Source organism: Lysinibacillus piscis (assembly GCF_026012395.1).
Lineage (GTDB): Bacteria > Bacillota > Bacilli > Bacillales_A > Planococcaceae > Lysinibacillus > Lysinibacillus piscis.
On record NZ_BRZA01000001.1, the window covers coordinates 844592 to 868620 of the forward strand.

Genomic DNA, 24029 nt, shown 5'->3' on the forward strand with positions numbered 1-24029 from the left:
AAACATATACTTTTTTATTCTTCGTACCTTTGAAAGCTACAAAGAAAGGGGTGGAACTGTCAATTTAGTTCCTCTTCGAACCATTCACACTTATGTAAATAATATGGATTCTGCTGTGCCTTTTAAAAATATCTTGGGAAACCTCATTCCTTTTATACCTATGGCGTTTCCTTCCCAAAGGCATATTGTAAAAATAATGATGTGTTGTCTAGTGTTAATCATGAGTATAGAAACGCTATAGTGTCTTTCTTAGGTAGTTTTGATGTAGATAACATACTACTAAATCAACTAGGCTGTATAATTGGTTACTTGTTATTTTTAGTCTATCGATATATCTTTACATTAAATAGGATACCAAAAAGCACATCACTACGCCTTTTTGATATCCCTATTTTTTATTTCATCATACGTGTAATTTTATCAATATCAAGTGAAGCACCGTCTTGAATAATAGATTGTACTAACTTATCTTCAAGCTCCTGTGTAATTTGACGATTGGATACTTTACTAACACGACGGACAATTTTCCGTACCTGTCTCTCATTTGTAAAATCCGCATGTTGAATCGCATTGGCTAAAGCAAAAATTTCTTCCATTGATACCCCGGTTTTTTTCTCAATGGAATTAAAAAATGAGCGATGCATGGTTCCCCTCCTCACTTTATCCCGTATTAACAGGCTGTAAGAACTTGATTGGTGAAACTAACATAAGAAAAACTCCTACTGATTGAAGGTTCAATCCATAAAAGAAGGCTTTAGCTATCTATTATGGCTAAAGCCCTTTAAACATCAAATGTAAGTAGCGCCAACAATAATCAGAAGAATGAATAGGACAACAATTAGGACAAATGTTGAACCGTTCCCACCATAGTTATTGTCTCCACAATAGCTATTGTTCCAGTTACCAACGTTATTGCCATATGGTTGTGCACACCAGCCTTGATATCCCATAAATATACCCCTCCCTTCTACAACCTATCATATGTTGACAGTGTAGAAATGGGAGGGGTATTCGTCTAATCAACATTACCTTTTGCCTTAAAAATCAATGCACCGATAAAGCCAAAAATAATCGCTGCACTAATACCAGAGCTTGTTACCTCAAACATACCGGTCAATACACCAACAAGCCCATGCTTTTCCGCCTCTGCTATGGCACCATGTGTCAATGAGTTACCGAAAGAAGTAATCGGTACTGTTGCACCTGCACCTGCAAAATGAATAATCGGCTCATACAAACCCATACCATCTAAAATAGCTCCTATGACCACTAGCGTACTCAATGTATGTGCTGGTGTCAGTTTTCCAACATCCATTAATAGCTGACCAATTGCACAAATAATACCACCTATAAAGAAGGCAAAAACAAACGTCATAACCATTATGATTTCCTCATTTCATCGTCAACTCAACTGCATGTGCCGTACAAGGAATCGTTTCACCTTGTTGAAAAGATAAAGGAGATAGCAATGCCCCTGTTGCTACAAGCAGTACATGTTTATACGTTCCCACACGCATTTGTTGTAATACATAACTAAAAAAGACAGCGGCTGAACAACCAGCCCCACTTGCCCCCGATTGAAACGCCTCATCTTGCCCATAGAATTCTGCACCTGCATCTCGTAAAATGGTCAATTCTTCATTATCTACACCATTTTCTACAAACATTCCTTTTAACAGCTTCAAGCCAAGCTGACCTAAATCACCCGTTAAAATTAAGTCATAATGATATATTTTTTGCTCACGTTGTTCCAAATGACATTGAATCGTTTGAAATGCTGCTGGAGCCATCGCTGCCCCCATATGGAATGGATCATCCATCCCATAGTCAACCACTTTACCAACCGTTGCTGCTTCAATGGCTGGACAATCCTCTCGATGCTGACCAATTAAGGCATAGCCAGCCGCCGTTACTGTCCATTGAGCTGTCTGTGGTTTTTGTGCTCCATAGTCAACCGGATAACGAAATTGTCGCTCCACCGCATTATGCTGACTAGATGCACCTGCTAATGCTAACTTCGCGGCACCTAGCTCTGCCAGCAAACTTGCAACAATCACTGAAGATACTGATGTTGCACAAGCAGAAAATAACCCAATAAACGGCATAGCTAATTCTCTTGCTGCAAAATTTGTAGGTGTCATTTGATTGACCAAATCCCCACCTAAAAAATAATCAACCTCTGCATTTTGCACACCTAATTTTTTTATCGCTGACTGGCAAGCCTCCTGTACCATTTGTCGGTGGCCTTGTTCATTCGTTTTCATTTGCCAGCGCTCATCATCATACAGCACATCAAAATAGGAGCTAAAAATGCTACGCTTTTCAAGAGGACCTGCCGCTACTCCGCCAGCCAACACGGAAGGCTTCGATGGAAAAATAATTACCATGATACCACCCCTAGCGTCACAAGAATATATTTAATTAATGCGACAAAAAATGCAGATACTACACCAAACAGCACAACAGAACCTGCCAATTTGAATAAATTACTCCCTACCCCAAGCACAAAACCTTCTGAGCGATGTTCGATTGCTGCTGAAATAACGGCATTCCCAAAACCTGTAACTGGAACAGCGGAGCCCGCTCCAGCAAATTGACCGATGCGCTTATACAAACCAATGCCCGTTAAAATCATCGAAAAAAACACCATAGTAGCAACGGTTGGATTGCCAACTGTCGCCTCTGTAAAATTAAAAAAGACCATATAAAACAAGGATACGGCTTGCCCTATTAGACAAATCAAACCACCTACTACAAAGGCTTTAGCAACATTTTTTAAATAGGGAGGTTTTGGTGTGACATACTGCTCTAATTTTTGATATTGCTCTTTTTCCATTTATGTTTGCTCCTTTGCTAGCTCTTTCAATTTTGTTAATCGTTCATTTAATTTAGTATTCTCCAGTTGCTCCTTTTTTATTTTATTGGCTTCATAAAATATTTTATAATCAGCAGATACCAGTATTTCTTGCTTTGGATATTTCTTATCCAATTGTTTCTGTAGTTTTTTCTCTAATTTTGCCTTTTGCCATTTACGCCATGGTTTTATTTGAACAGCGACGAGCATACTATCTTCAAATTGAATGACTGTAGCACGCTCAACATAATCAGCATCCTTTACGATTATTTCAACATCTTTCCCTTGCGTTGTTGCACCATACACCACAAATTTTTCCTTCTCCATACATCCACTCAGCAGTAACATACTTCCTATACATAGTAATAATGTCTTTATCAAATGTCGCAAGTCGTTTCCTCCTTTTCTTTACAGTTTCACCGCAAATAAAAAAACTATTCATTTTATCACCTATACGAAAGCCCGAGTGTGATAACGAAATCGACATATTGTAGAAGTAGTAACAAGGGAAAGGAGGTGGCAATATGGGTTGTGGTAAACCAACAAATCCTATTGGACCAATCCAGTCAGCAGGCTGCGTTTGTGACGTAGTTCGCGCCATTTTAGATATTCAAAACCAGGCTGTACGCGATGAATGTTCAGCATGTACAGCAAACTGCTTCTTAGAGCCGCTTGGTGGTATTGTGAGTCCTGCTCGCACTTCAGCAGATACACGTGTCTTTATGTTAATCACAAAAGACGGTACACCATTCAAAGCATTCTTTAATTCACCAACAGCAGATCCATGTATTTGTACATCGGTGTTTTTCCGTGTAGAAGATATGTTTGATGAATGCTGTGCAACTTTACGTGTTTTAGAACCATTATGTACATTCGATTCTAGCGAAAGTACGGTCGATTTATTAAGTCGTGACGGCTGCTGCATCAACATGAAAAAGATTTGTAAAGTAGATGATTGGAGCGCTACGGATAGCTGTATTACGGTTGACTTAGCTTGCTTCTGCGCAGTGCAATGTATTGCTGATGTTGATTTAGGGATTTGTCGCTAATTTCTTTCACCTTTGACACACTACACATAAAAAGGTGTACAGCACTGGGGGCTGTACACCTTTTATTCATATACTATTTTGCTGCCGCTTGAATTTCATCAAATGCCCAGTGGTTGCTTGGTACATCTGTGAATAATGGCGCTTGTTCTGTTGCTGTCACTTGGCGCTCGAATAAACGATTTAATACTTTTACTGCCTGCGCTCTTGTTAAATAGCCCTCTGGATTGAACGTTGTTGTGCTTGTACCTGTCATAATCCCTTGTGCACTTACTACTGCAATGGCTTCGGCTGCCCAGTAATTGTTGCTGACATCCTTAAATGCTTTTGCCTGCGAGTTAGCTACTTCACCATTTTCCGCTAACCAACGCGCTACAACCGTCGCCATTTGTGCTCGTGTAATGGAGCCATTTGGATTGAAGGTTGTCTCTGTTGTGCCTTTGAATAAACCTGTTTCCTTCACAAATTCAATCGCATCTTTGGCATCATGTGTTGCTGTATCTGTAAATGTTGCTGTTGCCTCTGGAATTTCGTTATCTGTTACATAACGCGCCATCATGCTCGCCATTTGTGCTCGTGTGACCGATGCTTCTGGGCGGAATGTGCCATCTGCATAGCCTTTAATGTATGGCGTAGAGATTTGTTCCTCTACCACCACTTCCTCTTTCGGCTGCTCTTGTTTCACTGGCGCGTACAGAATCGAGAATGTCGAGAATTTCGTTACTTCAAATTGAATTCCCTTTGTCCCTGCTTTGAAATCCACCACTTGCCCACGTACAACCTCTTTCGTGCCATCACTATGCTCAATATACACCGCTAGATTGTCCAACTGCTCCTGTGTTACATTTTGTGGTAATGGCAATGTTAGGGTCACAGGACGATTTTGCATATTCGTTTCAATCGTCATTGGTTGTCCTAGCAATGTGATTATGTCAGTGTTTGTTAATTGCTGTATACTTGCCTCTGCTTTGGCACGTTCCTCTAATTGCTGTTTTGTTGTCTGTGCTTTTACTGGCATGATACGGAAATAAAGCTCCTGATCAAAAGATTGTAACGAATTTTGTGGAACTATTATTTTCGATCCATCTGCCACAATTTCTAAATGTACTTGCCCCACTTTTAACAATGCCAAAACAATTTGTTCCATGATAATATCTGTCTGTTGTACACGATTTGCTGCATCCGTTGGCAACATGATACGGATTATATTTGCATCATTCTCCCCTAACTTTTCTAAAGCTTCTTTTACACTTTGAGACGTTAGCGTCACACGATCTTGTACTGTACCATCTGCGTATCTTGTACGATTAACAACCGTTTTCGATACGCCCTGTCCATCCCCAGATTGTACATCCACCATGAATTGCTCACTTGTTGAATTTATTGCATCATTATCATCAACAGATGTGTTTTCTCCAATAGATGGTTGTGTTATCTCTGGAATAGTAGGTATATTCATCCCTTTTACTGTAACTACAAACGATTTTGTATCAGTAACATTGCCCTTAGTAATCGTTGCTGTTAACATCACTACGCTATCGTTTATAAGTGGTCGTATCACATTGCCATTTGGCTGTACGACTAATGGATTACTGGATAACCAGCTAATGGTTGTACCTACTTGTCCATTAGTTAACAACTGTAGATTATTTGTCACATGTGCTACACTATCTCCCACCGTATAACCTATTTCTAATGCTTCTTTTGCTTGTGTCACAGCTTCCATATCAGTTTGACTCAATGCTTTCACATGGATGGTGAAATTTTTGCTTACCACAGCACTACCTTTGACAATTGTTGCTGTTAACGTGACTGGCTGATCTCCTTGTACATAGCTTGGTCTAATAACCATACCATCTGGTTGTATAATACTTACATTACTCGAAGACCAACTAATAATGGTTTGCTCAATACCTATTGTCGGTAATGTCAGTGGTTGCGTCACTATTGTAGCACTATCTCCTGTAGCATATCCAATTCCTAAAATAAGAGCTGCTTGTGCTACAGCTTGATCATCTGTTAATGGAGCTGGATTTGGTGTAATTACAACAGAAGCAAGAGACTCTAAGCTATCTCCCACACTATTCGTAACAATAACTGTAAAGGTATAATCTGTGCCATTTGTTAAGCCTGTTACCATAATCGGACTTGTTGGCCCATTTGTCGCTAACGCTGGCTGTTCCATTCCTCCTGTGTACACTTTCACTGTGTAACTTGTAATTGGACTTCCTCCATCATTCATTGGAGCATCAAAACTTACTATTGCCTGTCCATTTCCTCCTACTGCCATTACATTTGTTGGGGCATCCGGTACTGTCATTGGTGCGATTGGTGTGACTGCACTGGATGCCGTTGATTCTGTGCTATCTCCTACGCTGTTTTTCGCAATCACTTTAAATGTATACGCTGTTCCATTCGTTAAACCTGTTACTGTAATTGGGCTCGCTGTCCCATTTTTCGCTAACGCTACTTGCTCGACTCCTCCTGTGTACACTTTCACTGTGTAACCTGTGATTGGGCTTCCTCCATCATTTGTTGGAGCTGTGAAATTCACTACTGCCTGTCCATTTCCTGCCGTTGCCGTTACACTCGTTGGCACATCTGGTACTGTGGCTGGTGCTATCGGTGTGACTGCACTGGATGCCGTTGATTCTGTGCTATCTCCTACACTATTTTTTGCAATCACTTTAAATGTGTACGCTGTTCCATTCGTTAAACCTGTTACTGTAATTGGGCTCGCTGTCCCATTTTTCGCTAGCGCTACTTGCTCGACTCCTCCTGTGTACACTTTCACTGTGTAACCTGTGATTGGGCTTCCTCCATCATTTATTGGAGCTGTGAAATTCACTACTGCCTGTCCATTTCCTGCCGTTGCCGTTACACTTGTTGGCGCATCTGGTGCTGTGGCTGGTGCTATCGGCGTGACCACACTGGATGCCGTTGATTCTGTGCTATCTCCTACGCTGTTTTTCGCGATCACTTTAAATGTGTACGCTGTTCCATTCGTTAAACCTGTTACTGTAATTGGGCTCGTTGTCCCATTTTTCGCTAACGCTGGCTGTTCCGTTCCTCCGATATACACTTTTACTGTGTAGCCTGTGATTGGGCTTCCTCCATCATTTGTTGGAGCTGTGAAATTTACTACTGCTTGTCCATTTCCTGCTGTTGCCGTTACACTCGTTGGCACATCTGGTACTGTGGCTGGTGCTATCGGTGTGACTGCACTTGTTGCCGTTGATTCTGTGCTATCGCCTACACTATTTTTTGCAATCACTTTAAATGTGTACGCTGTTCCATTCGTTAAACCTGTTACTGTAATTGGGCTCGCTGTCCCATTTTTCGCTAACGCTACTTGCTCGACTCCTCCTGCGTACACTTTCACTGTGTAACCTGTGATTGGGCTTCCTCCATCATTTATTGGAGCTGTGAAATTCACTACTGCCTGTCCATTTCCTGCCGTTGCCGTTACACTCGTTGGCACATCTGGTACTGTGGCTGGCGCTATTGGCGTGACCACACTGGATGCCACCGATTCTGCACTATCTCCTACGCTGTTTTTTGCAATCACTTTAAATGTATACGCTGTTCCATTCGTTAAACCTGTTACTGTAATTGGGCTCGCTGTCCCATTTTTCGCTAACGCTGGCTGTTCCGTTCCTCCGATGTACACTTTTACTGTGTAGCCTGTAATTGCACTTCCTCCATCATTTATTGGAGCTGTGAAATTTACTACTGCCTGTCCATTTCCTGCCGTTGCCGTTACACTCGTTGGCACATCTGGTGCTGTGGCTGGTGCTATCGGTGTGACTGCACTTGTTGCCGTTGATTCTGTGCTATCTCCTACACTGTTTTTTGCAATCACTTTAAATGTATACGCTGTTCCATTTGTTAAGCCTGTTACTGTAATTGGGCTCGTTGTCCCATTTTTCGCTAGCGCTACTTGCTCGACTCCTCCTGTGTACACTTTTACTGTGTAGCCTGTAATTGCACTTCCTCCATCATTTATTGGAGCTGTGAAATTTACTACTGCCTGTCCATTCCCTGCCGTTGCCGTTACACTTGTTGGTGCATCTGGACTAACAGGATTTTGACTACTTCTTAGTAACCATAAATCATAATCAGCTCTACCATTTGTATCATTGATAATAAATGAAATATTTCCGTCAATATCCTTAAAAGGTGCGTAAAATCCATCATTACTGATAAGAGTAGGTAAACTAGCAATAAAATCTGCTGAGTAATCACGTACAAAAACACCTTCATTGTCGTAATATTCATAATAATTAGTCTTTATAGTTGAATCTTTATAAAAATAAGATAAAAAATAACCATTATCTGTTACAAAAATATCCTTTATTTCTCCCCATGAATGCAATTGTCTAATCATTACTTCATTAGTATAGGGTGTTCCATCCGCATTATATAATCTATAATATATATTTCTTGTATGAGTATTCGAGGATCCTGAAGTAGATTGTTTGCGGTATACAGTAAGAAACTTCCCATTAGCTAGGGTTTTGAATTGGAACATCGCATCCCCATCTGAAAGTCGATTAGCAATCACAAATGCATTTTGACCGTTTACTTGAATCGGTGTTGTTGAGTCATTTGCAAATATCATCCCCATATAGTTAGGATTATAATAAGAAAACATAACCATAAAACGTCCAGCTGAATCAGCTGCTATTTTATGTGTATACTGTGACAAACCAGTAATTCCAGCTAAAGATGTAATAGATAACTGAGAAGCATCAACAGGTGTACCTGAAGTAGTGAACCTTCTTAAAGCATAGTTAGTTCCATCTGTTGCCCACACAAAAGCTAAATTACCATTGGAAAGCTGAGCAACCTCTGTAAATCTATTTAAGCTTCCAGATGCAGAGTTAATTTTTGTAGCTGGTACAACTTCAGTTCCACTTTGATTAATAATTTTAAAATAAGTATCTGTAAATCCTGTCCCTGCACTTTCACTATACCAATATACTAATATATTACCATTTGTAAGCCCTTTATATAAAACTGTGTCCGTATTATCATTTGCTCTAGGACTAATTACCACATTAGGTAGTTGAGTCAAAGTACCATCTTTATTAACTACAGTAGTATGGTAACTTCCGTTATTCCAATCACCCCAAATAACAAATAATTTATCTCCTAAAACAACAGGCTCTGTATAATTCCGAGAGTTTATATAGGAATCTATCGTCGTGCTATTTTCAATATCTTTTTTAATATTTCCAAAACTCACATTCATATTAGCTTGTACATTTACAGGTAATATACTTATAGTAAGCATCACTAATATAATGATGACTTTTACAAATATATTGAACCCTTTATAAATTGCTTGCGATTTCAAAAAAGCTGTTTTTCTCATCCTCTTATGCTCCTCCTCATATAAAATTTTAAAAAAATGTACCAAAGTTTAACTGGAAGTGTATAAAATCCATTATTACATTAAAAGGTTAAAATTCAGTTAAAAAATTAACTTTTCTAAAAATTTTTTTATGCAATATTTATTAATAAAACCTAGTCATTCAAAAGTCAGTGGATATTTTTAAATTACATATTAATACATCTGTTTACAGTATGTTCATATTCACAATGCACATGTGGAAATTTACCGCTATTTTCATAAAAAATAAGCGTAGATACAACCATTTTATACTGTCTATCCCATTATCAATTTCAATTATTCTCACTTTAATTTTACTAACTGTCATTGTCCTACTAATTATCTATTTCAATATTTATAATTGTTACTGTAACTTAAATTTCTTCTTTGTTTGCTAGCTTATCTATCTACGTAGTGACTTTTAGTAACAACGTAGTGCCCAAAGATATAGTCCATCTTTTTAATCTAAATATTTCTTTTCTTCCTTATATTTTTTGGTGAATGAATCACCTTATTTTAGACAAATTTCAGTTGCAAATTTTTGAAAAACGCTACTTACTGATTTTTCACAACAAAAAACTGACTTCGCCTATTGCTCAAAGTCAGTCTTGCTTCTATTGTTATGAATTGTTTGATTATATTTTATATCGTCGGCAATTGCTTCCCACGCCATAATATTTGTACAATATCCTCAAAATAAATGATTTCCTGTGTTTGTAATTCTAATGATGTTAATAGTAAGGAATCCGTCTGCACGTCTGATGCTGTACCACTTAGCTTGCGTCCATCCTTTAATGTGACAAATAAAGGCTGGTAGGCTTTTTGACGGAAAGGTTTTTCTAAAAATTGTAGCTGTTTCAGCAAATATGGATCCACTGGCTCCTCGTCTACTACTGCATGTAGCACATCTTCCTTCACATAAACGGATGTGCTTTCATCTAAATCAAAATCATGCAGCACCTTCGAAATTTCTAAAAAATACGATGGTGATTTGATAAATAAACGTGGCTCTCGCTCCACATGCTTCACTTCCCTTTTTTCATACAATATGCAAAAGGGAATCATTTGGTTCTTAGCCTACCTGACTCAAAAAGGCCGTAGCTAAGCCTAAATAAATTAAAATACTCGTAATATCATTAATTGTTGTGATAAATGGTCCTGATGCTACAGCAGGGTCAATTTTTAAACGATGCATTAATAAAGGAATAAAGGAACCGGCAAGTGTAGCTACTAAAATAGAGCAGCATAATGCCGCACCAACAAGCATTCCTAGAACAAGCTCTTGCTTCCAAATATAGACGATGCCAATGACAATAAGTCCACATGTAATCCCTGACATTAAGCCTGTCCCCGCTTCACGCATTAGCAATTTAATTTTACTGTATTCCTCCACATCTCCAGTCGCAATTCCTCGAATCGCTACTGCCAATGCCTGTGTGCCACTATTTCCTGAAGTACCTGAAATCAATGGAATAAAGACAGCGAGTAATGCCACTTGTTCTAAAGTTGCCTCGAATTGTCCCATTAAATTAGCTGTGAGCATTCCTAAAAATAATAAAACAACAAGCCATGGCAAACGTTTTTTCGCCGCTTGTAATGAGGTAATATCGAATTTATCCATATCCGAAATACCCGCTAATTTCGAGTAGTCTTCCGATGCTTCTTCATCAATAACATCAATAATATCATCGACTGTAATAATCCCTAGTAGCTCTCCCTTATCATCAATAACAGGTGTCGCTAAGAAATTATAGTCCTTTATAATTTGTGCGACTTCCTCTTGGTCATCATTGACGTGTACCATCACTACACGTTCATTCATAATCGAACGAATCAATGTATCCTCATCTGCAATGATTAAGTCACGCAATGAAATAACACCTGTTAAACGATGTTCATCATCTACCACGAAAATATAATAAATGGTTTCTGCATCTGGTGCTTCTTTGCGTAAAATTGTCATGGCTGAGCGCACTGTGGAGTTTTCTGGAATCGCCACATACTCAGTTGTCATAATCGAACCAGCTGTATATTCATCATAGCTTAAAAGCTCATTAATTTCTTCGGCTGCTTCTTCATCCATCATACCTAAATAGCTTTCACGCTGTTCTGTATCTAACTCATTTAATACATCTGCCGCATCATCGGCATACATATGAGAAAGCATGGATGCCCCATACGCTGGCTCCATTTCTGCTAAATACGCTGTATATTCATCATCCTCAATATCAATAACCTCGAAAATATCAGCCATTTCCGTCGGAGACAAGAACGAGTAGATAATTTTCCTTATATCAGGCTCCACCTTTTCGTAAAACGTTGCCTGATCATATGGATGTAGCTCTAAAAATTCATCACGAAAGGCATCAATATCATGTGCCTCTAGCATTTGTCGTAGATGAGCTTCATCGAATTGTACATCATTTCTTTCATTTTTTTCTTCTATCACGCTTGTCCCCTCCTTCCGAACGTTCCTCTCTACCTACTATATAATAGTGTGTACTATGCTATAGGGCAAACCCTTTTTTTATCTGTTTCTGTAGAATCCATTATTACCTCAAAAAGGCTCTATTTTACCTTGTTTTTTTGAAGAGATACTTTTTCAAGTAAGCTCGAAAAAATCCAGACACAATTCGGCTGTAGCGTAATTGATTATACATGAGAATGTTCATTTCTTTGTTAATAACGTGTAAAAAATACGAAGGAGATGTCCGTTTTGCGAACATCTCCGCCCTATTTTCTCAACATTGCCCATTTACAGTAATAATCGCTGAATATCATCTGCTAGACGACTTGTCACATGCAATGCCTGCTTTGTCAATGGCTGCATCATCTCTAATGAAACACAATGCAATGCCTGTCTACCAATATGTTGACGAGAGCCTCCATACAATTCATCTCCTACTAATGGATGTCCAATAAACGCCATATGCACACGGATTTGATGTGTACGTCCTGTGTGTAGCTTGAGGCGTACATACGTCATTGGCTCATCCTCTAACCAAAAACGCTGTAATACCGTCACATCGGTATGAGCAAATTGACCGTCTGCTCGCACCTCTCGTTCAATAATGCTACTCTCTTTACGACCAATTGGCATTTGTATTGTTTGATAGTCCTGTGCCAAATGCCCATGTACAATGGCTTCATATTGACGAGAGATATCTCGTTTACGTTGTGCCAAGCCTGTTAAATGATGAATATGCGCATGTTTTGCAATACAAAGTAAGCCAGACGTATCTCGATCAAGCCTTGTGACAATATGCACAGTGGATGCTACATTTTGTTGTTGAAAATAACCGCAAACAAAATTGGCTACACTTTTCGTCGGATGTTCACGTGAAGGAATCGTACTTTGATAAGGTGGCTTATTGAGTATTAGTAATGCCTCATCCTCATAGACAATCTCTAAATTACCATGTTCTACAACTAAGCCTTCACTTCTTTCCTCTAATGGAAACTTCACTGTTACCAAATCTCCTTGAGAAAGAGGATACCTAACATTTTGTTCGATACCATTAACGGTTAAGAGACCTCCACCAAATTTAATGGAGGTTAATGCTCGTTTAGAGATGGACCATTCTTGTAAAGCTTCCCGTAATAGTTGGCCATCTTGTGTTGCGATAAACTGCATTGTAAATCTAGAATCCGTGCCACTATTCATTGGCAATAAATGACTCATGTACACGCTCCCAAAATGGGAATGGGCGGAAACGTGCAAAGCGCACCTTTTCATCAGCTACATTAAAGGCAATTGACTTCACATCGCCCTGTGACACTTTTAGATGATCTACTGTCATATGGAAATTTTGTCCGTTCACTGGACGCAATACACAATGATGATGTGCAGGCAAAATTAATGGTGAGCCGACCGTACGGAAAACACGATTATTGATGGACGCTATTTCCGTTAGTTGAATAGCTGCTAATGTCGGATGGAGAATCGCCCCACCTAATGCTTTATTATAAGCTGTACTACCTGAAGGCGTTGAAATACATAAGCCATCACCACGGAAGCGTTCAAATAAATTACCATTCAACTCCACATCGATGACCAATGTGACATCAGGCGATTTGACAGTCGCTTCATTTAACGCTAAATACGTGTTGGACTCCGCATTATGATGCTCTACCTGAATTTCTAATAAAGGATACTCCACTACATTAAAATCTTTTTTAGCAATGGATAATACGAGTTTTTCTAATTCAGATGGTTTCCAATCCGCATAAAATCCAAGATGTCCTGTATGAATCCCTACAAAAGCAACTTGATCTAGTAAATGTGAGTAACGATGAAAGGCGTGTAATAACGTACCATCACCACCAATGGAAATAACAACTTCTGGCATATCCTCATCATAGGTTAACCCAAAATCTTGTAAGTAATTCCGAGCTAACTCCATTAGTTCATTTGATTGTGCATCTCGACGTGATTGAATTGCAAATTTCATTATGTATCACGCTCCTTTTCTGATAATAAAGTTGGATTCGATGCTTCCTTATACTCACTGAAATATGCCTGTGCCTCCTGAATTTCACTGCGGATTGAAGACATTTCCTCATCTAATCGAAAAGCGGCTTCTGCTGCACTTTGCAATCGATTTTTTATTTCTTCTGGAAACATCCCTTTATATTTATAATTTAAAGAATGCTCAATAGAAGCCCAAAAATTCATTGCCAATGTACGGATTTGAATTTCTGCTAATACGACTTTTCTTCCTTGAATTGTTTCAACTGGATATTCGACAATCATATGGTACGAACGATAACCACTTTGTTTGCTTTGTGCAATATAATTCCGCTCTTCCACAACACGCATATCATTACGCTGACGAATTAGTTCCACTACAGTTGAAATATCATCAACAAATTGACACATAATGCGTACACCTGCAATATCTCCTAGTGTATCGCCTAATTCTTTTGAAGGCTCAAATGCTAGCCCCTTTTCTAATGTTTTATCATATATACTAGCTAAAGGTTTCACACGTCCTGTCACAAATTCAATAGGTGAATTAGCATTAACAATGCCAAATTGTGTACGCATACCCTTTAGCTTAATTTTCAGCTCATCTACAGCTTGCTTATATGGACTTAAAAATTTTTCCCATTGTCCCATCGTAAAACCTCCCGACACTCGGTACAACGTTGACCTTTATTCAGCTAAAATTGTTTGAAAATGCTGCTCAACAGCCTGTACAAATTGTGCTCCATAATTCGAGTTTCCTTCAATATTGTAAACCAGCATCTCCAACTCGTCATAGAAATTAGTCAGCTCGATTACTTCTTCCCCTAGCTTTAGTAGTGGATTTTGTTTTTGCTGTAATACATAGAGAAGTTGGCTCCAGCTTGGTTCTGGAAAACGTAAATAATGATACATATCTCCTGCGTCCATTAAATAAATAAACGCAAAATCATCTGAATCTGCAATGAGTCGGTCCGCAGGTTTTAACTGTAACTTTTCTTCACTGTCGTTTAAACTAAAATAAAGCTTTTCATTTTCGATACTACTTGTTTCAATTGTATAAATTTTACGCACACATTGTTCCTCTTTTCATCATACTCTTCCCTTTATTTTAGCATACAGGGTAACGAGTTGCAGTGTGAAAAATAAAACTTCTATATCAATTATGGTCGGTTGGATTTTCTTAAGCTTCCTCATAGAAAGAAAGTTAGCCTAAATGTGATACTGGCTAACGAATTTGCTGGAGCTAGATAACATCAAAGAAAAAGGTGATAGATATGGCACAAGAAATGGAAATTGAATTTAAAAACTTATTAACGGCTCAACAATATGAACAGTTACTACAAGAATTTCAAATTGATAAACAAATGGTTCATCGACAAACAAATCATTATTTCGATACACCCTCTCAAAGTATTCGCAATCGACAAAGTGGCTTGCGTATTCGACAAATCGACAATTATTATGAATGTACATTAAAAGAAAAAAGTGCAGAACATACACATTTAGAAACAACAGAAGAATTGACAGCCGAACAAGCACAAAAAATGCTAGCAGGTGAAGGATTTTATGCGCAAGAAATTGCACAAAAACTAGAATCCTATACTATTTCAGTAGATGAGTTAGCTGTATTCGGCTCATTGACGACAGATCGTGTAGAATTGCCCTACAAAGGTGGGCTACTCGTTTTCGATCACTCGTTCTATTTGCAGTGTGATGATTATGAGGTAGAATATGAAACAACAGATGCTATCAATGGCGCACAAATTTTCGACGATTTTCTACAACAGCATCATATTGAAAAAAAAGTAACCGCCAAAAAAATCGCTCGCTTTATGAAAGCACTACAACAGAAGGGATGATATTTCCTTGGACATTAAATCACTTTCCACATTACTTGATATTCAATCATTGCAATCATTAGGCTCGGTAGACAGTTCATCCGATAACTCTCTTTTTGCTGAACTGATTGATGATTTACTAAATGGCACTGACAGTAATCAATTACGTGGTATGAATACAACAGCAACGAACGGCGCAGAAACGCCACTGCAATCTTTACTTTACAATGGAGCGAATCCTGTTTTTATTCCTGCATCTGTACAAGCAGCATTAGCTAGTAAAAAGCTAGATAGCTATGTTGCAGATGATGTTATTGGTTCCAAAGCCTACGCTTCTTCATTAGCTGGGGCAAACCAATATACGGCCATCATCGACAAAGCAGCCGCAACATATAATGTACCATCTAAACTAATTGCTGCTGTTATGAAGCAAGAATCCAATTTCAATCCAAGCGTTGTCAGTCACGCAGGTGCACAAGGTTTAATGCAGCTCATGCCCAAAACAGCACAATATTTAGGTGTCACAAATTCATTTGACCCCGAACAGAATATTATGGCGGGTGCTAAATATTTACGTCAAATGCTAGATAAATTTAATAATGACCCTGAGCTTGCTTTAGCAGCCTATAATGCGGGCTCTTCACGTGTACAAAAATACGGCGGTATACCACCTTTCAAAGAAACACAAAACTATGTTAAAAAGGTAATGGATTACTTTACCCTTTAACAAACAAAGCTCAGTATTGGTTTTATAATCGAACGATAAGCACATTTTTCTTAATGGACGCATCTGTTCAGCTAATTCTAAAGAGCGCTTTATTTGTGTTAACGAAAAGACGTTGATAGAATGAGAATAGTCATAGGAAATTCACATTTCACGATATCATATATAGAAAGACTTAAAGGAGCATAACCTTATGAATCGAAAATACACTGTTCCTTATGAGGAGCTAGGTGCTGAAAAACTTGCTGAACTCATTCATGCATTCTATAGAAAAGTAGCGAAACATCCCGATCTTATGCCAATCTTTCCACCAGATTTGACAGAGACTGCCCGTAAACAAATTCAATTTCAAACACAATATTTGGGAGGGCCTAATCTTTTCACTGAAGAGCATGGACATCCAATGATGCGTGCACGTCATACACCTTTTCCTATTACACCTAAACGTGCGCAGGCTTGGCTTGAATGTATGGCTGAAGCAATGGATGAAGTGGGTCTACAAGGGAAATTCCGTGAAACGTACTATCAACGCTTAGTATTAACAGCCCATCATATGATAAATACGCCAGATGACGATGAGGGGGAATTGTTACGTGAATAATATCCAAACACTACAAGAGCCAACATCAGTTGTATCTGTCGCTACCGCTAATAAGCCAATTGAGCTATATATTTTTTTAGATCCACTTTGCCCTGAAGCATTTGCCATGCAAAAGGTGCTAAGAAAGTTGCAATTAGAATATCACCACTACTTTACATGGCGACTTGTATTGAGCACAGAGCTGACATCATTAAATTGCTTAAGTAATCGTGTCAAAGGCTGTGTATCAGGTGTTGAACTTGATATTCATCATCCTGTGTTACCATCCATCGCCATTAAAGCAGCTGAGCTACAGGGAAAACGTGCAGGTGCACGCTATTTAGCAAAGCTACAAGAGTATGTTTTATTAAACCATCAAGATGTCAATTCTTACGCAACCTTATTGAAAATTGCAGAAGATGTGCAGTTAGATATGAGCGAATTTACCGTGGACTTTGGTTCTAAAGAAGCTGCACGTGCCTTCCAGTCAGATTTATATATTAAGTGTGAAATGGAAGTAGATGAAGTACCTAGTATTGTCTTTTTTAATGAATGTATTGAAGATGAAGGGTTGAAAGTAAGTGGTAATTACGCTTATGAAGTCTATGAACATATTTTACAAGAAATGATGGCCGAGCAGCTTGTGCGTCAACCATTACCAACGATCGAGGAATTATTTTTAAAATTTCATACCTTATCGACGGCAGAAGTTGCCTTCATCTATTCATTACCTGAACAAATAGCAGAGCGGGAATTAAAAAAACGTATGCTCCAACAAAAACTGGAACGTCTCCAAACGACCCACACTACATTATGGCGCCTCAAATAATAGAAGGAGCTACTTAAGAACATAAAAATTCTTAAGTAGCTCCTTTTCATATGACTATATACAAACAAAAGAGGCGCCAATTATGACGCCTCTTTTTCACAAAGGGGATGGGAGAAATGTTCACGTTCAAACAAAGGGGTGTATGTTTGTTATGTGATATATTTCACATGTATTACTTTATCACGCTCCATACAATTAAGCAATAAAACCACTGCTAGATTCACAAAGTTGTCAAATAGAAAGCGATTACAGGTAGGTATATGTAAAAAGGCTCTGCTTACAATAGAACTTTGTGCGTTTTGTTACAAAATAATCTACACGATGAGCCAAGCAATTTTGTCACTTGTTTACAAGCCTTTTCTTAGCAGTATACACAATAGCGATTAAATACTACGAATACTTTTGAAGTTACTTGGTAACCATTAATTTAAAGCCATAAATAGGAGAAGTTACTTTGCAAAAATAAGATTCACTGTCACTTTAATGCGATGTATGAAAATGAAAGGAAGTGCTATGGTTTATATGAAGGTTCTGTCAATGATTCAACCTTGGGCTAGCCTCTTTTTACTAAATGAAGCTCAATATGAAACAAGAACATGGCATACGAAATATCGTGGTCCATTAGCAATTCACACAAGCAAAAAAATAGATCGTAATGCTTGTACGAATAAAGAAATTCACTATTTACTTAGTCAGCATGGATTGAACCAAAAAAATCTACCAACTGGCATGATCATTGGCGTATGCAACCTTATAAATTGTCTAAAAGTAACAGAGGATAATTTCGAAAATGCTCTATTGGAAGATGGACGCACTGTTTCAGGTAATGACTATTTTTTAGGAGATTTTAGAATAGGAAACTTTGCTTGGGAAGTTTCCAATAAAGAAATATTCATTGATTTCATACCAGCTAAAGGGAAATTAGGGTTATGGGAGCATGATATAGATAATTGAAGTACATTTTGAGAAACTTGATTAAATTTATGAATAAAAAAATTTAATCCTCATTATTAATTTTTTTCAATTATTCACAAATAATTTATTTTGTTACCAAGATACCCCTTTATCTATTTCCACACATGAAAAGGCTCTGTTTTGGACAGAGCCTTTCCGTGAAATCTAGCTTATGCATTATTACCTACTAATAATTTTTCTAGCTCATTCAGACGCTCTTCAAACACTTTACATGCATCATCGATTGGCTTCGCTACATTCATATCTACACCAGCAGCTTTTAACACTTCAATCGGGAAGTTTGAGCAACCCGCTTTTAAGAAGTTATTAATATAACGCTCTACAGCTGGTGCACCTTCCTCTAAAATTTGTTTACTTAATGCTGTTGCAGCAGATTGCCCTGTTGCATACTGATAGACATAGTAATTGTAATAGAAGTGTGGAATGCGTGACCATTCTAAGCCGATTTCGCTATCCACGACCATATCATCACCAAAGTATTTTTTGTTCAACTCATAGTATACTTCGGTTAATCGCTCTGCCGTCAGCGATTCGCCGTTTTGATCAAGCTGATGAATAATATGCTCGAACTCAGCAAACATTGTTTGACGGAACACTGTGCTTCTGAAACCATCTAACCAGTGATTTAATAAGTAAATCTTTTGCTGAGGATCTTCGATTGTTTTTAATAAATAATCATTTAATAATTCCTCATTGCACGTAGATGCTACTTCTGCCACGAAAATAGAATAATCGCCATAAACAAATGGCTGTGTTTGACGTGAATAATAGCTGTGTACACTATGACCGAATTCATGTGCTAGTGTGAACAAATTTGTCATATTATCTTGCCAATTCATCAAAATATATGGATTTGTACCATATGCACCTGATGAATATGCACCACTGCGCTTCCCTTTGTTCTCCAACACGTCTACCCAACGATTATCTAAGCCATTTTGTACGATGCTTTGATACTCTTGTCCTAACGGCGCTAATGCTTTGACAAGTGTTTCTTTCGCTTCCTCATAGGAAACTTTCATATCCACTTCTTTCACAAGCGGTGTGAATAAGTCCCACATATGTAGCTCATCTACACCTAATAATTTTTTACGTAATGCAATGTAGCGCTGCATTGTTGGTAAATGTTTATGGATTGTTTCAATTAGTTGATCATAGACATTTTCAGGAATGAAATTATTTTCCATAGCAGCATGACGTGCAGATTCATAATTACGAATACGTGCATTAACATTATGCTTTTTGACATTACCTGTTAATGTTGCAGCAAATGTATTTTTAAATTTATCATATGTGCCATACATTGCTTTAAAAGCAGCTTCACGCACAGAGCGATCTTTGCTCTCTAAAAATTTAATATAATTGCCATGCGTTAATTGAATTTCTTCCCCATCTTCATTTTTCACTTTCGGGAAGACCATATCCGCATTGTTTAACATCCCAAATGTATTGGCAGCCGTTCCAGTAACCTCAGACATTTGTGCTAATAATGCCTCTTGTTCTGCTGGTAATACGTGTGGCCGTCCTAGTGTAATTTCTTTTAACGATTGCTTATATAATTGTAATTCTGTATTCTCTGTTAAATATTGCTCAATCGTTTCTTCACTTAATGATAAAATTTCAGGCGTTAAAAATGATAAAGCCGCTGAAATATTTGTAGCCAATGTTTGGATACGACTGTTCATATCTTGATAAAAGCTATTTGTTGTATCTTGGTCATAACGCATATGTGCATACGTATATAGTTTCATTGCACGTTCATAAATATGATCATGGTATACTAGCACCGCTAATAGTGCATCTGCTCCATCGTTTAGCGTACCAGCATAATTAGATGCTTTCTTAGCTAACGCCGATACTGCTGTGAATTCTTCCTCCCATGCAGCATCTGTAGCAAATATATCCTCTAAACGCCATGTTAACTCTTCTGGTACTTCATTTCTTACTAAAACTTCATTACTAGCCATGTATGCTAGCCCCCTTGTGTGAAAATTTCCTATACGCTCATATTTTCTCAATAAATTATGACAATTGCAAATAATTATACACTTCTTGATAAAAATTCGGAATATTCCCTCTTTTTAGATACTCCTTTTCCAATATAGCTCGATAATTTTGTATGATGTTTAGCGCTTGATTCGTCATCTCCATATGATAGGTTGTTAAAAACAATTGAATGTTATCGTCATTTAATTCATGAGGCAGTACTTGCAATTGATGACAAAAGTAATGATAAAAAATTTGCCACTCACTCGAAAACATCGACATCACTTCTGCATCTTTTAGCGGAATACCTATATAATCAGGCATCGCTGTCAACGAAAACTGCAATTCATAACAACTACGCAAAAAAGGATCTTGTACACCTGCTTTACTATAGGCTAATCGTCGATAAACAAATTGGGAACAATATTGTTTATATAACTGCCAGTATTGATAAAATTCAGCTTGGGTAATAGATCTGGGTTCATAGAAAGGAAAATGCTGTTGTTGGAGAGGTAATTCCTGTACTTTACCGATAAATGTATGACCATGGACAGGTAGAAGATTTGTCACATAAATAAATTGAGCTTGTACCGCATCATATAGCATGATATAGGACAATCCATATTTAGTTGGAATCATTGTTTTTTGCCATATTGGTGGAATCGTTATTCTATGGATACCTTGTAAAAAATGCTTTGATTTTGGTAGTTGAAAAAGCCATAGTGGTTGAATATGATGCTGTTGATAGCCTGCTGTACGTGCTGACCATTTTTCATGTGAAATGGCACTACATTGAAATTCAATGGCAATTTGCTGCTGTCCCTTTGTTACTAATATGTCAGGACGCTGTGCTAAATTTGATAAATAGGGCTCTAATGTCACAAAATGCTCCCATTGCTTAAGCCATTCAAATAACTGCTTTTTCCCTGCTAAATGTAATTTCGATTCACCCTCTGAAAATAATTGGTCACAACGATTATTGGCTGGATGTGCAAAATGAGGTATATTATATTGACCGATTTTTAGCTGCACATGTTGCTGACATTGTGGACAATAAAACTGCATCTCCTTCCGTATTTTCTTTAAATCCTCCCTTGTGTATTGGTAAGGTAAAAAAAGTATTTGTTGCTCATTATACGCTGTCAACATACCATGTAATCCCCTTTTGGACTCATTGTATAAAAACATTGTCATCTATACAAATAACTAACGGTGTTTTGTTGAAATTAAAAAAATGCTATAGAATAACTCAATTTTCATCAAGTTACTCCACAGCATCATTCAATTATGCAAAATATTGACGCATTGTTGCAAAGCAGTTTTTTTCCATAATTTTTTCGCCATATTCTTCTAAACGGTGAATCGTAAAATTCGATGGCGTTAAAAACTCTTTAATCACTGCATTTTTATCATGATAGTTTACTTCATCATCCGCATTCACAAAGTCTACAACCAAGTAATACCATCCCTCATATTTAAATAAAGATGACTCCATCCATTCATCCGTCATACGTTTTGCTACTGGAATCAATTCATCGATATCTTTAAATTTATAAACATAAATATCTGTATCCATTAATAGTTCCGCTTCACTCACATCACCGAATTGTGTAAGCTGGCTTAACAAATCCTCTCCAGCCTCATCAAATGGAGCAAATATATCTTTATTTTCCTCAAAATGTGAATGACCATCTAATGTTTCACCGTCTTTTAAAATGTGGGCACGTGTGACAATGATTTCTAAGCCTACTTCAGATGCGTTGATATGAATCCAAATGGGACCTTCTACATCAAAATAATCTTCTGTGTTCACTTCATCAATCATATCCCAAAAAAGTTGTTCGCCCTTTGCACGATTGTACCAAATCTCTTCACGACTATAGCCGCGATCCTCAATATCATTGTACGTTATAAAGAGCTTAAGCGTATTTTCATTTACACGTTCGATGTCCATTAGACCTCATCTCCCTTCACGGTCATTTGTTGAAAAACGTTTTAGTGCCATTAGTATGCTTTTATTCATTACTTTTACTCTTCATGCCTCATTTGTTTTTCAACCTTTGACTACACTACACGTAAATCATAGAATAACCGTTCACAGTTATCCTTAATACTATTGTATGCTGTTTTGCTATAAAATGAAAAGGATATACACCTTTTCGTAGAAGTTATTTGAATTATTGAAATTGTAGTAAACTATTTCATGAAAATCAAGTTTAATATACTGTATCCTTCAAATATATTTTCTCTATTGATTTATCCCTTATTAATCGTCTGTTGGTCGTTTTTATTTATAACACCACACCGTCAACTAAATATAGAGTACTTTATAATATATTAGATCAGACGTGTTGATGAGCCTTTACTTGACAAAGGATACTAAAGACTTGTTCATTTCCGTTGCGGGAGACGCTTTCCGCGGACACAGGCTCCAACTAATTTTTTCAGCTAGGGCTGAAAAAATGGATTTTCCGCCTACGCTGTTGCCGCTGGAGTCACTCCCTCCACTCCAATGAACAAGTGAAGGCTATAGAAGAAAGCATGTTCTTGCAAAACACGCCTTTTCACAACTAATATTTGCATAATCAACACATCTGATATTCGATAAAATAAAAATAGATGTCACAATATGCGAAAAGGCATATGTAACATCTCATGATCATCCTTAGTTTACCATGCGCTGCGCCTCTTGTAATTGATAAGCTCGCACTCTACGTGGCAAGAAACGACGAATTTCGTCTTCATTGTAGCCAACTTGCAGACGTTTCTCATCCAAAATAATCGGACGACGCAATAACCCTGGATATTCTTGAATTAATTCGTATAAACGTTGTAAAGGTAAACTCTCTACATCAACGTTTAATTTTTGGAATATTTTAGAACGGGTTGAGATAATTTCATCTGTTCCGTCCTCTGTCATACGCAAAATTTCTTTAATTTCACTAATGCTCAATGGCTCTGAGAAAATGTTACGCTCTGTATATGAAATATCATGTTCTTCTAACCATGCTTTTGCTTTTCTACAAGATGTACAGCTTGGTGACGTAAATAAAGTTACAATCATTCTTACACATCCTTCCATCCAATTTTATCTATAAAACGATACGCTAAATTAGAATTAATGTAATGTAAATCTACAATCATTATTATACATGACTCCATTGTGTTTGAATATAGTTACTACAAAAAAAGATTGTCACATTTACAAAATATATTCGCTGTTATTCTAATCGTTGCAAATCTCTCTTGATCTATTCTCACTATTCCCCTTTTTATGGATTTTTAAACCTCTCTTTATTATTTTCTCATTTAAAATGAATCAATCGAGAATAGT

23 protein-coding genes are annotated in these 24029 nt (G+C 37.6%); 6 read left to right on the plus strand and 17 right to left on the minus strand.

Features of this window, described 5'->3' with window-relative positions; translation table 11 throughout:
• Positions 1-395: 395 nt before the first annotated feature.
• The 6 genes from OPF91_RS04235 to OPF91_RS04260 form a co-directional block, all read right to left on the minus strand.
• The gene (locus OPF91_RS04235) at positions 396-644 is read right to left on the minus strand and encodes a stage VI sporulation protein F (RefSeq protein WP_264987439.1); all 249 of its coding nucleotides are present in this window, start codon (positions 642-644) and stop codon (positions 396-398) included.
• Between the two features lie 144 nt (positions 645-788).
• The gene (locus tag OPF91_RS04240) at positions 789-950 is read right to left on the minus strand and encodes a YjcZ family sporulation protein (protein WP_264987440.1); all 162 of its coding nucleotides are present in this window, start codon (positions 948-950) and stop codon (positions 789-791) included.
• 65 nt (positions 951-1015) lie between these two features.
• Complete coding sequence (gene spoVAE / locus OPF91_RS04245; protein WP_373877033.1) at positions 1016-1375, minus strand: stage V sporulation protein AE; 360 nt, start codon at positions 1373-1375, stop codon at positions 1016-1018.
• A gap of 16 nt (positions 1376-1391) precedes the next feature.
• On the minus strand, positions 1392-2387 hold the full coding sequence (locus OPF91_RS04250; RefSeq protein WP_264987442.1) for a stage V sporulation protein AD: 996 nt from the start codon (positions 2385-2387) through the stop codon (positions 1392-1394).
• Positions 2381-2836 carry a stage V sporulation protein AC gene (gene spoVAC / locus OPF91_RS04255; protein WP_264987443.1) on the minus strand — a complete coding sequence of 152 codons (456 nt, stop codon included), beginning with the start codon at positions 2834-2836 and terminating at the stop codon, positions 2381-2383. The genes OPF91_RS04250 and spoVAC overlap by 7 nt, the downstream gene beginning before the upstream one ends.
• The gene (locus OPF91_RS04260) at positions 2837-3244 is read right to left on the minus strand and encodes a hypothetical protein (RefSeq protein WP_264987444.1); all 408 of its coding nucleotides are present in this window, start codon (positions 3242-3244) and stop codon (positions 2837-2839) included. It abuts the gene before it with no gap.
• A gap of 134 nt (positions 3245-3378) precedes the next feature.
• Between OPF91_RS04260 and OPF91_RS04265 the strand changes: the two genes are divergently transcribed.
• The gene (locus OPF91_RS04265; RefSeq protein WP_264987445.1) at positions 3379-3903 is read left to right on the plus strand and encodes a CotY/CotZ family spore coat protein; all 525 of its coding nucleotides are present in this window, start codon (positions 3379-3381) and stop codon (positions 3901-3903) included.
• 73 nt (positions 3904-3976) lie between these two features.
• Here the strand turns inward: OPF91_RS04265 and OPF91_RS04270 are convergent, their stop codons facing one another.
• The 7 genes from OPF91_RS04270 to OPF91_RS04300 all read right to left on the minus strand — a co-directional run bounded on the left by OPF91_RS04270 (position 3977) and on the right by OPF91_RS04300 (position 14834).
• Complete coding sequence (locus tag OPF91_RS04270; protein WP_264987446.1) at positions 3977-9277, minus strand: fibronectin type III domain-containing protein; 5301 nt, start codon at positions 9275-9277, stop codon at positions 3977-3979.
• Positions 9278-9937: 660 nt separating this feature from the next.
• Positions 9938-10315 (minus strand): hypothetical protein, encoded by a 378-nt coding sequence (locus OPF91_RS04275; RefSeq protein WP_264987447.1) that lies wholly within the window; start codon positions 10313-10315, stop codon positions 9938-9940.
• A gap of 52 nt (positions 10316-10367) precedes the next feature.
• A complete protein-coding gene (gene mgtE, locus OPF91_RS04280) occupies positions 10368-11744 on the minus strand; it encodes a magnesium transporter (RefSeq protein ID WP_264987448.1) in 1377 nt (458 codons plus the stop codon).
• A gap of 306 nt (positions 11745-12050) precedes the next feature.
• Positions 12051-12977 (minus strand): RluA family pseudouridine synthase, encoded by a 927-nt coding sequence (locus tag OPF91_RS04285; protein WP_264987449.1) that lies wholly within the window; start codon positions 12975-12977, stop codon positions 12051-12053.
• Complete coding sequence (locus OPF91_RS04290) at positions 12952-13746, minus strand: NAD kinase (protein ID WP_264987450.1); 795 nt, start codon at positions 13744-13746, stop codon at positions 12952-12954. Before OPF91_RS04290 ends, OPF91_RS04285 begins: the two co-directional genes overlap by 26 nt.
• Positions 13746-14414, minus strand: coding sequence for a GTP diphosphokinase (gene yjbM / locus OPF91_RS04295; protein ID WP_264987451.1), 669 nt, complete (start codon positions 14412-14414; stop codon positions 13746-13748). The genes OPF91_RS04290 and yjbM overlap by 1 nt, the downstream gene beginning before the upstream one ends.
• 36 nt (positions 14415-14450) lie before the next feature.
• Positions 14451-14834 carry a UPF0738 family protein gene (locus tag OPF91_RS04300; protein ID WP_264987452.1) on the minus strand — a complete coding sequence of 128 codons (384 nt, stop codon included), beginning with the start codon at positions 14832-14834 and terminating at the stop codon, positions 14451-14453.
• A 203-nt stretch (positions 14835-15037) separates the two neighbouring features.
• On the opposite strand from OPF91_RS04300, the gene OPF91_RS04305 reads away from it, so the two are divergent.
• From OPF91_RS04305 to OPF91_RS04325, 5 genes are all read left to right on the plus strand, one after another.
• Positions 15038-15622, plus strand: a complete 585-nt coding sequence (locus tag OPF91_RS04305; protein ID WP_264987453.1) for a CYTH domain-containing protein — start codon at positions 15038-15040, stop codon at positions 15620-15622.
• 7 nt (positions 15623-15629) lie between these two features.
• Positions 15630-16328: a lytic transglycosylase domain-containing protein gene (locus tag OPF91_RS04310; protein WP_264987454.1), complete on the plus strand. Its 699-nt coding sequence runs from the start codon at positions 15630-15632 to the stop codon at positions 16326-16328.
• A gap of 190 nt (positions 16329-16518) precedes the next feature.
• Positions 16519-16926 (plus strand): globin domain-containing protein, encoded by a 408-nt coding sequence (locus OPF91_RS04315; RefSeq protein ID WP_264987455.1) that lies wholly within the window; start codon positions 16519-16521, stop codon positions 16924-16926.
• Positions 16919-17734, plus strand: coding sequence for a DsbA family protein (locus OPF91_RS04320; RefSeq protein ID WP_264987456.1), 816 nt, complete (start codon positions 16919-16921; stop codon positions 17732-17734). The genes OPF91_RS04315 and OPF91_RS04320 overlap by 8 nt, the downstream gene beginning before the upstream one ends.
• Before the next feature lie 498 nt (positions 17735-18232).
• Positions 18233-18688 (plus strand): ASCH domain-containing protein, encoded by a 456-nt coding sequence (locus tag OPF91_RS04325; protein WP_309297408.1) that lies wholly within the window; start codon positions 18233-18235, stop codon positions 18686-18688.
• Positions 18689-18858: 170 nt separating this feature from the next.
• Here OPF91_RS04325 and pepF read toward each other — a convergent pair whose 3' ends face one another.
• The 4 genes from pepF to spxA all read right to left on the minus strand — a co-directional run bounded on the left by pepF (position 18859) and on the right by spxA (position 23756).
• Entirely contained in the window at positions 18859-20676 is a 1818-nt protein-coding gene (gene pepF, locus OPF91_RS04330; protein ID WP_264987457.1) for an oligoendopeptidase F, read from the minus strand.
• Positions 20677-20731: 55 nt separating this feature from the next.
• Positions 20732-21844, minus strand: coding sequence for a competence protein CoiA (locus OPF91_RS04335; protein WP_264987458.1), 1113 nt, complete (start codon positions 21842-21844; stop codon positions 20732-20734).
• A gap of 136 nt (positions 21845-21980) precedes the next feature.
• Entirely contained in the window at positions 21981-22649 is a 669-nt protein-coding gene (mecA, locus tag OPF91_RS04340; RefSeq protein ID WP_264987459.1) for an adaptor protein MecA, read from the minus strand.
• Between the two features lie 711 nt (positions 22650-23360).
• Positions 23361-23756, minus strand: coding sequence for a transcriptional regulator SpxA (gene spxA, locus OPF91_RS04345; RefSeq protein WP_264987876.1), 396 nt, complete (start codon positions 23754-23756; stop codon positions 23361-23363).
• Positions 23757-24029: the final 273 nt, after the last annotated feature.